The organism is Xanthobacter autotrophicus, assembly GCF_029991245.1.
Classification (GTDB): domain Bacteria; phylum Pseudomonadota; class Alphaproteobacteria; order Rhizobiales; family Xanthobacteraceae; genus Xanthobacter; species Xanthobacter autotrophicus_C.
On the sequence record NZ_JAIVFO010000140.1, the window covers coordinates 1 to 11881 of the forward strand.

The 11881-nt window shown below is 67.9% G+C and carries 12 protein-coding genes and 1 pseudogene; 1 reads left to right on the plus strand and 12 read right to left on the minus strand.

Going from position 1 to position 11881, the window contains the following annotated elements; all coding sequences use genetic code 11:
• The 12 genes and pseudogenes from K9U41_RS18670 to K9U41_RS18725 all read right to left on the minus strand — a co-directional run.
• A pseudogene (locus K9U41_RS18670) lies at positions 1–151 on the minus strand (succinate--CoA ligase subunit alpha); the annotation flags it as partial.
• Positions 151–1353 carry an ADP-forming succinate--CoA ligase subunit beta gene (sucC, locus tag K9U41_RS18675; RefSeq protein WP_282642375.1) on the minus strand — a complete coding sequence of 401 codons (1203 nt, stop codon included), beginning with the start codon at positions 1351–1353 and terminating at the stop codon, positions 151–153. The pseudogene K9U41_RS18670 and the gene sucC, both read right to left, overlap by 1 nt.
• A 233-nt stretch (positions 1354–1586) precedes the next feature.
• Positions 1587–2552, minus strand: a complete 966-nt coding sequence (gene mdh / locus K9U41_RS18680; RefSeq protein WP_282642376.1) for a malate dehydrogenase — start codon at positions 2550–2552, stop codon at positions 1587–1589.
• Positions 2553–3671: 1119 nt separating this feature from the next.
• The gene (gene nifW, locus K9U41_RS18685; protein WP_282642385.1) at positions 3672–4013 is read right to left on the minus strand and encodes a nitrogenase stabilizing/protective protein NifW; all 342 of its coding nucleotides are present in this window, start codon (positions 4011–4013) and stop codon (positions 3672–3674) included.
• 41 nt (positions 4014–4054) lie between these two features.
• Positions 4055–4834 carry a serine O-acetyltransferase gene (cysE, locus tag K9U41_RS18690; protein ID WP_282642377.1) on the minus strand — a complete coding sequence of 260 codons (780 nt, stop codon included), beginning with the start codon at positions 4832–4834 and terminating at the stop codon, positions 4055–4057.
• A 3-nt stretch (positions 4835–4837) separates the two neighbouring features.
• Entirely contained in the window at positions 4838–6085 is a 1248-nt protein-coding gene (gene nifV / locus K9U41_RS18695) for a homocitrate synthase (RefSeq protein ID WP_282642378.1), read from the minus strand.
• A gap of 73 nt (positions 6086–6158) precedes the next feature.
• Positions 6159–6479: a HesB/IscA family protein gene (locus tag K9U41_RS18700; protein ID WP_282642379.1), complete on the minus strand. Its 321-nt coding sequence runs from the start codon at positions 6477–6479 to the stop codon at positions 6159–6161.
• A gap of 378 nt (positions 6480–6857) precedes the next feature.
• Positions 6858–7700: a ModD protein gene (modD, locus tag K9U41_RS18705; protein ID WP_282642380.1), complete on the minus strand. Its 843-nt coding sequence runs from the start codon at positions 7698–7700 to the stop codon at positions 6858–6860.
• A 128-nt stretch (positions 7701–7828) separates the two neighbouring features.
• Positions 7829–8620, minus strand: a complete 792-nt coding sequence (locus K9U41_RS18710) for a rhodanese-like domain-containing protein (protein WP_282642381.1) — start codon at positions 8618–8620, stop codon at positions 7829–7831.
• 19 nt (positions 8621–8639) lie between these two features.
• Positions 8640–10313 carry a SagB/ThcOx family dehydrogenase gene (locus K9U41_RS18715; RefSeq protein WP_282642382.1) on the minus strand — a complete coding sequence of 558 codons (1674 nt, stop codon included), beginning with the start codon at positions 10311–10313 and terminating at the stop codon, positions 8640–8642.
• 3 nt (positions 10314–10316) lie between these two features.
• A complete protein-coding gene (locus tag K9U41_RS18720) occupies positions 10317–10748 on the minus strand; it encodes an ArsC/Spx/MgsR family protein (RefSeq protein WP_282642383.1) in 432 nt (143 codons plus the stop codon).
• Positions 10749–10754: 6 nt separating this feature from the next.
• Positions 10755–11189, minus strand: a complete 435-nt coding sequence (locus K9U41_RS18725) for a response regulator (RefSeq protein ID WP_282642384.1) — start codon at positions 11187–11189, stop codon at positions 10755–10757.
• 584 nt (positions 11190–11773) lie between these two features.
• On the opposite strand from K9U41_RS18725, the gene K9U41_RS18730 reads away from it, so the two are divergent.
• Positions 11774–11881: ArsA-related P-loop ATPase (locus tag K9U41_RS18730; protein WP_282642386.1), on the plus strand; the 108-nt coding region annotated here is incomplete at its 3' end.

Sequence of the window (11881 nt, forward strand, 5' to 3'; positions counted from 1 at the left end):
GGTTCAGGTGGGTGGTGCCGCCCTTGCCCGGCGAGGTGCCGCCGACCATCTTGGTGCCGTAGGCAATGGCCTGCTGGGCGTGGAAGGTGCCGTTCTTGCCGGTGAAGCCCTGGGTGATGACCTTGGTGTTGGCGTCGATAAGCACGGACATCACGCAGCTTCCTTCTTCACGGCCGCGACGATCTTCTGCGCCGCGTCATCGAGATCGTCCGCCGGGATCACGTTCAGACCCGACTCGCGGATGATCGTCTTGCCTTCTTCCACGTTGGTGCCTTCGAGGCGCACCACCAGCGGAACCTGGAGGCCCACCGCCTTCACCGCCGCCAGCACGCCGCGCGCGATCACGTCGCACTGCATGATGCCGCCGAAGATGTTGACGAGGATGCCCTTCACGTTGGGGTCCGCGGTGATGATCTTGAACGCCGCCGTCACCTTCTCCTCGTTGGCGCCGCCGCCCACGTCGAGGAAGTTCGCCGGGCTTTCGCCGTAGAGCTGGATGATGTCGAGGGTCGCCATGGCGAGGCCCGCGCCGTTCACCATGCAACCGATGGTGCCATCAAGGGCGATGTAGGCGAGGTCGTACTTGGAGGCCTCGATTTCCTTCGCGTCCTCTTCCGTCAGGTCGCGCAGCTCGGCGAGCTCCGGGTGGCGGAACATGGCGTTGGAATCGAAGGTGACCTTGGCGTCAAGCACGCGCAGCTGGGCATCCTTGGTGATGATCAGCGGGTTGATCTCCAGCATCGCCATGTCGGTATCGACGAAGGCGGTGTAGAGCACCTCGGCGAGCTTGCCCGCCTGCTTGGCGAGGTCGCCGGTCAGGCCGAGGGCCTTGGCGATCTTGCGGCCGTGGTAACCCTGAACGCCGGTGACCGGGTCCACCGAGAAGGTGATGATCTTCTCCGGGTGGGAATGGGCCACTTCCTCGATGTCCATGCCGCCTTCGGTGGACACCACGAAGGCCACGTGGGAGGTGGCGCGATCCACCAGGAGGGAGATGTAGAACTCCTTCTCGATGTCGGAGCCGTCTTCCAGATACAGGCGGTTCACCTGCTTGCCGGCCGGGCCGGTCTGGATGGTGACGAGGGTGTTGCCGAGCATCTGGGAGACGAAGGTCTTCACCTCGTCGATGGACTTGGCGAGGCGCACGCCGCCCTTGTCGCCGGCCTCGGGCTCCTTGAACTTGCCCTTGCCGCGCCCGCCCGCATGGATCTGGGACTTCACCACCCAGAGCGGACCGCCGAGTTCCTTGGCCGCCGCCTCGGCGTCTTCCACCTTCAGCACGGGCACGCCGCGCGAGACCGGCGCGCCGTACTTCTTCAGCAGCGCCTTGGCCTGGTACTCGTGAATATTCATCTCTGCGTCCCTCAGGGTTGCGAAACGCCCCTCCCCCGCCCCGGACGGACCGCGCCTCGCAAAATGCGGGGCCAGATGGTCCGCGCCGCTTCCACCGCAGAAGGAACCCCGGGCCGCACAGCCCTCAGGCCGCCGCTGGGGTCCCCGGAAGGGGAGCATTCGTCTCCTTCACCTCGCCGGTCGTTCCGCCGGCACGAAAACGGCGCACCTTGCGGCGCGCCGTCAAGTCGAGATCACTTCCCGAGACCGGGTGCGATCTTCAGGCAGGCCTCCACCAGTCCTTCGACGGCAGCGACCGATCTGTCGAACATGGCGCGCTCGGATCGGTCGAGCTCGACCTCCACGATACGCTCCACGCCACGCGCGCCGATGACAGCCGGCACGCCCACATAGATGTCCTTGAGCCCGTATTCCCCGTCGAGCCGCGCGGCGACGGGCAGAACGCGCTTCTTGTCCCTCAGGTAGCTCTCCGCCATGGCGATGGCCGAGGCCGCCGGCGCATAGAAGGCCGAGCCGGTCTTGAGCAGGTTGACGATCTCCGCCCCGCCGTCGCGGGTGCGCTGGACGATGGCGGCGATGCGCTCCTCGCTGGTCCAGCCCATGCGGATGAGGTCCGGCACCGGGATGCCGCCCACGGTGGAATAGCGCACCAGCGGCACCATGGTGTCGCCGTGCCCGCCCATGACGAAGGCCGTCACGTCCTCCACGGAGACGCCGAACTCCTCGGCCAGGAAATAGCGCAGGCGCGCCGAATCGAGCACGCCCGCCATGCCCACCACCTTTTCCGGAGGCAGGCCACTGGAGCGCTGGAGCGCCCACACCATGGCATCCAGCGGATTGGTGATGCAGATGACGAAAGCGTCAGGAGCATACTTGCGGATGCCGGCGCCCACCTGCTCCATCACCTTGAGGTTGATGGCGAGCAGGTCGTCGCGGCTCATGCCCGGCTTGCGCGCCACCCCGGCGGTGACGATCACCACGTCGGAACCGGCGATGGCATCATAGCTGGACGCGCCGGCATAGGCGGCGTCGAAGCCTTCCACGGGGGTGAGTTCCGCAAGGTCGAGGGCCTTGCCCTGCGGCACGCCTTCCGCAACGTCGAACAGGACGATGTCGCCCAACGCCTTCATCCCGGCGAGAAGGGCGAGCGTGCCGCCGATCTGGCCGGCCCCGATGAGGGCGATCTTGTTGCGGGCCATCCCTTGTCCCCGGAAACCGATCTGCTGGCGGGCGCATGAGACGAGCCGCCGCAGGAAACGAGCGGCGCTTGACTACTCCCATCCGACCTGGGGTTCAAGCCGGCCGCACTGCACAAATAGTGTGAGAAGGCCGATTTCTGCTGCTGAAACAGGCCTTTTTGCCTCCGATTCAGCGTCATTTGCACCATGCGGAAAACTATCCCGCATGATGGACCCATCAGCCTACCGCCGCCGGCCATCCATCGGCCCTGAAGGCGGGCGGGAGCCGGACACGGGGGATGATCGGGACTCAGCTGGAGGCACATCCCTCGCTGGCCCATGGATTCAATGCACGCGGAGGGAGCAGTCGCGACTCGTCCTTCACGGTCGATGACGATGCGGAGCGCCGCCGTTCGCCCGCCGCCATCGGGGGAAGGCAGGCCGGAGGAATCGGATCCTTGCGCGGAAAGGAGACCAACCTCACCCGCCGCGGCCTGAGGCGGATCAGGAATGCGGCGGCGCCTGCAGGCCTCTTGGGTCAGAGCACGCGCCGATCAGCCGATGCCTCAAGCGGATCGGATAACGCGTTTCGCCTCCCTCAGATCAGAGGGGGATTCACCAGGCAAATGGATCAATTGGCTCGGAGCGCGCTCTGGCCCGGCGCGGCACGCGCCCGGCATGGCGCGGAACCGGATATGGCCGGCGGGCAGATCGGGGGAGCGTTCAACGAACCACAAGGGCGCGGGGCTTGGACGCAACGCGCAACCCGCCGAAACCGACATTCGCATGGCGACGGGGTCTGGCCGCCGGAAGCGCCGGCGCCATTTGAAAAATCTGCCCTCTCCCCGCATGCGGCCGAGCGACCAGCCGGATGAAAAACATAAAAAACGTCTGAAATTCAACAAACAATGGGCGGGGAGAGGGCAGCCGACCGGGGGCAGAAGCCTCCGGCGGGAGTGGTCAGGCCGCGGACGGAGGCCACCAAAACGGTGAACCTCAGGGGGCGCCGCGACTTGAGGGCTAGAGCACGCACCCATCAGCTTGCAGCGCAAATTGATCGGACAACGTGGTCTCTATCTCTGGTCGAGAGGGCGATTCACCGGGAAGATGGACCATGTGCCCGGATCGCGCCCTAAAGCCTCAGCTTCCCGTTTTCAGGGATGTCAGGGGCACGAAGGCGGGCTTCGGGCCGGGCTCGGGCGGGCGGCTCGGATCGTGCTCTTTCAGCACCTTGAACACGCGCTCGGCCATCGGATTCGACTTGATGAAGTCCTCATAGGCCTGCCCAAGCATGGATTGGGAAGCCGAGAAGATCTCATCCTCGCTCATGCCCTCGAACTCCGCGGAGACGAGGTACTGGCCCATGCGCCGCAGAATGTGCAGGCGCAGCACCTGCAACACTTCCGGCTGATAATCCACCTGTAGCAGCTCGAAGAACTCTTCCGCGCTGTGCAGGGACTTCAGCTTGTCGACAACCGACATCGCGACCTCCTTGTTGTCACTCTTCCCGAATACCACCAGCGTCACGCGGCTTCGTCGGCCGTGGCGCTGCGGCTGCGCGGGCGTTCGCTCTGCAGGTGCGCAAGGCGCGCCTCCAGGAATTCGATCCGGTCGAGCAGCGAGACGATGGCCTCGCCCACCGGGTCCGGCATCAGGTGATGCTCCAGGTCGATACGGCCGTCGCCCACGCGGCGACGGTCGGCCATGGGCTTCACCACCCGGCCGGGAATGCCCACCACCGTCATGGCCGGCGGCACGTCCTCGATCACCACAGAATTGGCGCCGATGCGGCAGCCCGCCCCCACCGTGATGGGGCCGAGGATCTTGGCGCCCGCGCCCACCAGCACCCCGTCGCGCAGGGTGGGATGGCGCTTGCCGGAGGTCCAGGAGGTGCCGCCCAGGGTGACCCCGTGATAGAGCGTCACGTCGTTGCCCACCTCGGCGGTCTCGCCGATGACCACGCACGCGCCGTGATCGATGAAGAAGCGCCGGCCGATGGTGGCACCGGGATGGATGTCCACATTGGTGAGGAAACGGCCGAGCCAGGACAGGAAGCGGGCCGGGAACTTGATGCCCCGCCGCCACAGGCGGCTCGCCAGCCGATGCCAGATCACGGCATGCACGCCGGGATAGGTGAGCACGATCTCCGCCGTGTTGCGGGCCGCCGGATCGCGCGACTTCACGCAATCCACGTCCTCGCGGATGAGGCGCCACACCGAGAGCGCGGACGCCTGCTCAGCCTCCGCCGCGGCGGAGGCGAGCGGAACGTCGGTCCCCTGCCATTTCGGGCTTCCCATGATCATGGGTCAGGCTCCCATCACTGCGGCGTGGCGACGCTTGAGCGCCTCTTCGGTGAAGCTGTCCTCGTAGAAGCGCCTGAGCACTTCCGGGGAGACCGAATTCTTGGAGCGGATGGCGAAGTCGCGCACCCGGGCGAGGATGGCCCGCCCGCGCGCCTCGTCCACCGCCAGCCCCTGGTCCGACAGGGCCTTGAGGATGGCGGCCAGGCCCGAATGCTTGCCCAGCACCACCCGATGCGCCCGGCCCAGCAATTCGGGGCTCAGCGCCTCATAGGTGCCGCGATCCTTCAGCAGGCCGGAAACGTGGATGCCGGATTCGTGGGTGAAGATGTCTTCGCCCACGATGGCCTTGGTGCGGGGCATGGGGCGGCCGGCCGCCTCCATCACCTTCTGCGCCAGCGGCCGCAGCGCCTGCGGATCGATACCGGTCTCCGAGCGGGAGGTCTGGCGCAGGGCGATGGCCACTTCCTCCAGCGCCGCATTGCCCGCCCGCTCCCCAAGGCCCGCAACCGTCACGCTGGCATGGCGCGCCCCGCCGGTGACGGCGGCAAGCGTGTTGGCCGTGGCGAGGCCGAGGTCGTCATGGGCATGGAATTCGATCTCGAGGTCCGTCGCATTGGCGACACGCCGCACCAGCGCATAAGCGGAGAAGGGATCGAGCACCCCCAGCGTGTCGGCGAGGCGCAGGCGGAAGGCACCCGCCTCCTTCGCCACTTCGGCCACCCGGCACAGGAAGTCCGGATCGGCGCGGGAGGCATCCTCGCAGCCCACGGCGGCGGTGAAGCCGAGCTTCGTCGCCAGCGTCACCACATGGCGCACCGCCCCCAGCGCCCAGTCGCGGTCGCGGTTGAGCTTGCCCTTCAGCTGGCGGTCGGAGGTGGGGATGGAGAGATTGACGTAGTTCACGCCGGCGGAGACCGCGGCGAAGAGGTCTTCCTCGCTCATGCGGCACCAGGCGGCGACGCGCAGCGGCAGCTTGAGGGAGACGATGGAGCGCAGGGTCTCGATTTCCTCGTCGCCCATGGCCGGGGTGCCGGCCTCGATCTCGGGCACGCCGGCCGCGGCCAGCTGCTCGGCGATCTCGATCTTCTCCCGGCGGGTGAAGGCGACGCCGGGTGCCTGTTCGCCGTCCCTGAGCGTGGTGTCGTTCAGGAAAACCGTGCGGGCCGGCACCGTCCCTGCGGCAGCGCCGCTGGCATCCGCAGATGCCCGGCTGGTGCGCGCCAGTATGGCCGATGGTGACTTCGCGAGCATGGGTCCCTTCCGATCTCCCCCCGCCGCGCCGGCGGGGATGAATGAACTCCACCGGGCTGGGCCCGGACCCTCGTCAGTTCCGCAAGCCCCCGCCTGCCATCATCATCAGCGCTGCCGGATCGTCCTCGAACACGAAGCCACGCGCCGTCTCCGAATCCACGAAATCGATGACGATGCCGCGCGCCACCGAGCGGGATGGCCCATCGATGAACACCTTGAGACCGCCCTGCTCGAGAATGAGGTCGCCGTCGCGCGCCCGGCTGTCGAGATGCATCAGGTAGTTCACGCCATTGCCGGAACCGGCCTTCGCGACCACACGCAGGCCATCTGCCTGCGCCGAGCCCGTCAGGGCTGCCTTGATTGCCGACAGAGCATTGGTCGTGAGCGTGATCATCAGTCCGTCCACCTGCGCCTGAGCGCTCCCTGCCAAAGTCACTGGCAAGGCTTGTGCCACCTGTTCAAGCTATTGAAAACAGGCGCAAAAGACGGATCTGAGAGGATGTCGCGAATGCGACAGCCCGATGGCTTGTGTGGGGTTCGACAGGTTCATGACAGAGAAGGCCCACGTTTTCGGCGCGGCGACCTCCGTAGAACTACGTAGTCATTGTCCAGATACTCGGAGCTTTGTCTTGTTCGGTTGCCCGAACAACCGCATTCACGCGGAAAATGGCACCGCAGCTGGTCCGGAAAATCAGTTTCCAGCGTGTGAACCGCGCGGCTCGAATGCACGGACGTGAGCGTGCGGACCTGAGCGTGCGGACCCGGGCGCGCCTCAGGCCGGCGAGATCACCACCTTCACGTCTGCCGGCTTGGCCCAATAGGGGGCGGAGCTCACCAGCACATGGGCCCCCGCGGCGGCGTAGGCGGCGGCATTGGCGAGATTCACCCCGCCCGCCGCCGCGACCTTGGTTTCCGGCGCGCGGGCCGCCACCCGGCGGGCCACCTCGGCGATGTGGTCGGGGGTCATCTTCTCGCACTGAAGCACGTCGGGGTGGACCGCCAGCACCGCGTCCACCTCGTCCAGCGTCTTCACCTCCACCACCACCTTCTTCTCCGGGGCGGCGCGACGCAGCGCGGCGATGCCGGCGGCCGGATCGGTCAGGAAGGCCTGGTGCTCGGGAAACAGCAGCAGCGTTTCCGACAATCCGAGCCGGTGGGGAAAGGCGCCGCCGGCGCGGATGGCGGCTATCATCTGCGCCTTGGCGCCGGGCAGGGTCTTGCGGGTGGTCACCACCGCGATGTCGGGCGCCACGGCGCGGGCCGCGGCGACGATATCGGCGGTGAGGGTGGCGATGCCGGAGAGATATTCCACCAGCGTCTGCGCCACCTTCCACGCCCGGAAGATGGGGCCTGCCGTGCCCTGCGCTATCAGGATGGTCTCGCCCGCCGGCGCCCGCGCTCCGGTGGCGGCGAGCACATCGGCATGGGCCCCGGCGGTGGCGAACAGATCCCGCGCCAGCTCGACGCCGCACACGGTGGCGTCCGCCCGCATGGCCATGGTCAGACGCGCCTTGCGGCCGGTGAGGGCAAGGGATTCGGTGGTCAGGTCGCCATAAGGCGCGTCCTCGGCGAGGAGGGCATCCACGCTCGCCTGCGTCCACCATCTGTAGGTCATGCGCCGCCCCGCCTATGCCGGTTCCGATACAGCTGGCAGGCTTATAGCGCCCGGAAGGGGCGGTCTACGGGACAAAGACGCGTTTGCGGGGAAACACGGCCTCGGCACCCTCTCGCCTTCAAACCCCCTCACGCCGGCGCCGCTTCGCGCCGTGTGGCGGCGCGCAGCAGCTTGAGGCATTCGAGATTGGCCGCAAGATCCAGCGCGCAGAAGCCATCCTGTGTCTCCAGACGCGGATCGGCGCCACGGGCGAGCAGCTTTTCCACCGCCTCGACCTTGCCGGCGGAGGCGGCATACATCAGCGACGTGGCGCCGGTGTCGTTGAGGCTGTCGATGGTGATGCCGGCATCCACCAGCGCATCGATGATGTGCGGGTGATTGCCGACGCAGGCGAGCCACAGGGCGGTGTTGCCATCCCCATTGCGGGCGTCCAGCGCCGCACCGGCGGCGATGAGGCCCGCCACCACGTCGGCAAGCCCCTCCTGGGAGGCCTTCATGAGCGGGGTCATGCCATTTTCCGCCGTCGCGTTCACGCCATCGGCGGGAAAGCCAAGGCTGGCGAGCCAGCCGGAAAGGGCGGCATCGAGCGGCGCCGCGGGGCCGCGCGCGCGTTCGAAGGCCTGCCACGCCTCGTAGCCGCCATCGACGCTGAACACCGCCGCGAAGCCGAAATCCGACAGGGTCTGGGCAAACTCCCGGCTGGCATTGCCGTGGTAGCAATAGATCACCACCGGCTGCGCCTTCGGGGTGGCGCCGATCACGTCCGACAGGGCAGAGAAGGTGATGTTCCGCGCGCCCTCCACATGGCCGGCGGCATAGCTGTTGGCGTCGCGCACGTCGAGCAGCACGGCCCGGCCTTCGCCGACGATGAGTGCTGCCTCCTCGACGCCGATGCAGCGGAAGGGAATGCGCTCTCTCATGGCGTGCTCCTGAATTCCCTCAGGCCGAGCGGCCGGGATAGGCCGGCTCGGTGGTGATGCGGGTGTCGATGGCGGGGCGCCCCACCGTGAAATGATAGAGCGACTGGAACTCCAGGCCCTCAAGGCCCACGAGCCGGTGCAGGTCGTCGTCGAAGAAGCAGCCGATGCCGGTGCCCCGGAACCCGGCCGCTTCCGCTTCCAGATAGAGCACCTGGCCGACGAGCCCGGCTTCCCAGTGCAGCTGGCGATAGCGCCACGGGTCGGCGCTCACGGTGGCTTCGAACTCGCTGAGCATGGCCAGGGCGAAGCTGCTGTCGCTGGCGATGGCCTGGTGGCAGCTGATGGTGCGGGCGATGCCGCGGCAGTCGGTCTCCACCAGCCGATACAGCGGCAGGTGGTCGGGACAGCCCTCCGGCTTCACCCACTGGAAATCGGGCCGCAGCGCCGCCTTCAGGGCGTCCGTGATCCCCTCCCGCCGCGGCAGCGCATAAAGGCCGGGGGCAAGGCCCTCCACCCGGTGCACGAACAGCAGCGGATGGATGCGCGGTGTGAAGCCCCAGGCATCGAAGGGCGCTGCGGCGCCCGGCATCAGCGCCTCCAGCATGCCGAAGAAGACCTCCTGCGGCATGGCGCTGGTCTTGGCCTCGAAGCGCTGGGCGCTGCGGCGCCCGAGGATCACCGCGGAGGCCTTCGCCGCGTTGTTCGTAACCGCGCGCGGCGGCACCTCCGGGGCGATGGCCGGGGCCGGGTCGGGCGCGCCCGCACCGCCATGGGTAGCTGCGCTCACCGCATCGATCACCGGCCAGCGATAAAGCTTGTGCCGGTCCAGCACATTGGCCGTCCCCGTCCAGCCACCCAGCCCCGGCGCCGGCGGCGGGACGGCAACGGCCGGTGCCGGCGTGATCTGGATGAGGATGTCGGGGTCCTCCCGCTCGGCCCCGGCAAAATCCGCCTCACGGTCGAAGCCGCCCAGACGCGCGATCTGGGAGCTGTCCACGCCCTCCACCATGCGCGCGCTCCAGCCGAGGCAGGCGGCGGCATAGCGCACGGCGGCGAGGGCATGGCCGAGATCGAGCTGGCAATAGCGGAACGCCCGCTCGCCATATTTCCACGCCTCGCGCCAATGGACGGAGGAAAGCGCGAGATGAAGCCGCGCCGGACCTGCCGCGGCTCGCGCGAAGCTGCGCTCCATCACGAAGCCCGACGCGCTGGCAAAGGCGACCGAGGTCGAAGTCCGCGCGGCAAAGCGCTGCTCCAGCACATGGTCGCGGCTGACATAGTGGTGGACCCCGTCGGGCACGCCGGCGACGTTGGACGCCAGCACATAGGCCTCGGTGGGGTGCAGATTGCCGCTGGACGGATTGCAGCGCACGGCCCAGCGATCCGGCCCGTACTGCTTCCAGCCGGCCAGGCCGAAGGACAGTTCCAGCAGCAGCGCCACGCCGGCCAGATCCAGCGGCGCCGCCGGCACCGCGCCGGGGGTGACCATCGCGTCATAGGCGACCGCGAGATCCTCCGCCGCGAGCGGCAGGGCGAGGCGCGGGCAGCCCTCGAACTCCCGGAACGGGTTGGGCTGGGCGTCCCAGTCCAGGGTTTCCGGCCCCGCCGCATAGGCCTTGAGGCTGTGCTTGGTGCGCGCGTGATAGGCGAGCGCCGTCTCGGCCGGACGGGCAACGGGCGGGGCAGCATTCATGGGTCAGGACGCCTTGCGTTCGGCCGGGTCCGGACACGGCGCGTGCGGGCTGGAGCAGCCTTCGATCGGCCGCGCCCCCGGATCGGACGGCCCCAGCAGGGACAGGACCGGCTCGCGGTCGAAGCCGGCGCAGCGCCCGCTGTCCGTCTCCACCAGCGGCCGGCGGATGAGCAGCGGCTCGGCCAGCATCAGCGCAATGGCGGCATCCGCATCGACCGCGGCGGGGTCCACCGCGCCGGCCTTCACCTTCGGCGCCGCCGGGTTGAACCAGGCGGCGACCGGGGTGTCACCAAAGAAGCCGCGCAGGCGTTCGGCCGTCCAGGCCTCGGTCAGGAGACTGCGGACCACCAGCGTGTGGCCGGCATTGGACAGGGCGAGCTTCTGCCGGGCATTGGTTGCGCAGCCCGGCTTCTCGTAGAAGGTGACGGTGGCCACGGCAGGCTATTTCATCACGGTGAGCTGAACCAGCGGGGCGGCGCCGCCGCGGCCGAGCACGGTGTCCACCTTCTTGCGCACGGCTTCCAGCGTCAGCGGCTTCACCACCGCGCCATGGGCGCCGGCCTTGAGGCCGCCCACCGCCACGGCCTCGCTGGCCTTGTCGGTGACGATGAGGATGCGCACATCCGGGAACTTCGCCTTCAGCTCGGCGATGAGCCCGTCGCCGCGCGTCTGGAGCAGGGAGACGCCGAGCAGGATCACATGCGGCACCAGCCAGCCGGTGCCCTTCTCATAGGCCTCCTCCGGGCTGGCGAGCTCGTGGGTCTCGATCTCGTCGTGCAGCATGAACTGGAGCGCCGCGCGCGTGATCTCGTCCTCGTCCACCACGAAGACACGCCGCTGGTCCACTGCCTTGGAAGTCTCAACGCCGATCTGCATCTTAACCCTCGCTCGTCTTCCCCTGGACGGGGCTTTCACCCGTTCGCTCGCCCCCATGCGAACATGCGGGCCGGGCGTGCAACGATCGCATCAAGCAAGTTCCGTTCCTGAGCCAGCGGAGCGGCCGCCCGGTCCGGGCGCCCGGCGCTGTTCACCCTGTGTTTCAACGCCCGCGCGCGCACGCGACGCACCCACGCACGCGAGCGCCCCCGACCGCCCGCGTGCTCGCGGCCGCATGCGCGCGAATGCTTTCAGACACGCGGACGTTCGCATGCACACCAGTTGTTTTAATTCCGACACAGCAAAAGCGGGCTGTCATGTTCGAAACAGCATGGCACAGCCCGCCCGGACGCCGGGATTTTGATGTAAATCAAAGATTTGAGGGTGCCGACGGCGAGTGGCACGCTGGTTGCTCTTTCCTTGGCGCAACAGCGAGTGAGGGCTGAGTGCACGCCTAGGCCGACTGCCAGCGTAGCGCTCCTTCCCACAACCCGCGGGGCGTTTCCGACCGATATTACTGACGAGAGAAACGGCCTCGCGCCACGCGCGCGGTGGTCTTCCGTATAGGTTCGAAGGAGAGACAGATGTCTTCGCTGCGACAGATCGCGTTTTACGGGAAGGGTGGCATCGGCAAGTCCACCACGTCCCAGAATACCCTGGCTGCGCTCGCGCAGATGGGTCACAAGATCCTC

Coding starts and splice junctions, on each gene's coding strand:
- nifV (WP_282642378.1), bottom strand. CDS start 6,085: ATGCTCGCGAAGTCACCATCGGCCATACTGGCGCGCACCAGCCGGGCA.
- cysE (WP_282642377.1), bottom strand. CDS start 4,834: ATGATCATGGGAAGCCCGAAATGGCAGGGGACCGACGTTCCGCTCGCC.
- K9U41_RS18710 (WP_282642381.1), bottom strand. CDS start 8,620: ATGAGAGAGCGCATTCCCTTCCGCTGCATCGGCGTCGAGGAGGCAGCA.
- sucC (WP_282642375.1), bottom strand. CDS start 1,353: ATGAATATTCACGAGTACCAGGCCAAGGCGCTGCTGAAGAAGTACGGC.
- K9U41_RS18725 (WP_282642384.1), bottom strand. CDS start 11,189: ATGCAGATCGGCGTTGAGACTTCCAAGGCAGTGGACCAGCGGCGTGTC.
- modD (WP_282642380.1), bottom strand. CDS start 7,700: ATGACCTACAGATGGTGGACGCAGGCGAGCGTGGATGCCCTCCTCGCC.
- nifW (WP_282642385.1), bottom strand. CDS start 4,013: ATGTCGGTTGTCGACAAGCTGAAGTCCCTGCACAGCGCGGAAGAGTTC.
- mdh (WP_282642376.1), bottom strand. CDS start 2,552: ATGGCCCGCAACAAGATCGCCCTCATCGGGGCCGGCCAGATCGGCGGC.
- K9U41_RS18700 (WP_282642379.1), bottom strand. CDS start 6,479: ATGATCACGCTCACGACCAATGCTCTGTCGGCAATCAAGGCAGCCCTG.
- K9U41_RS18715 (WP_282642382.1), bottom strand. CDS start 10,313: ATGAATGCTGCCCCGCCCGTTGCCCGTCCGGCCGAGACGGCGCTCGCC.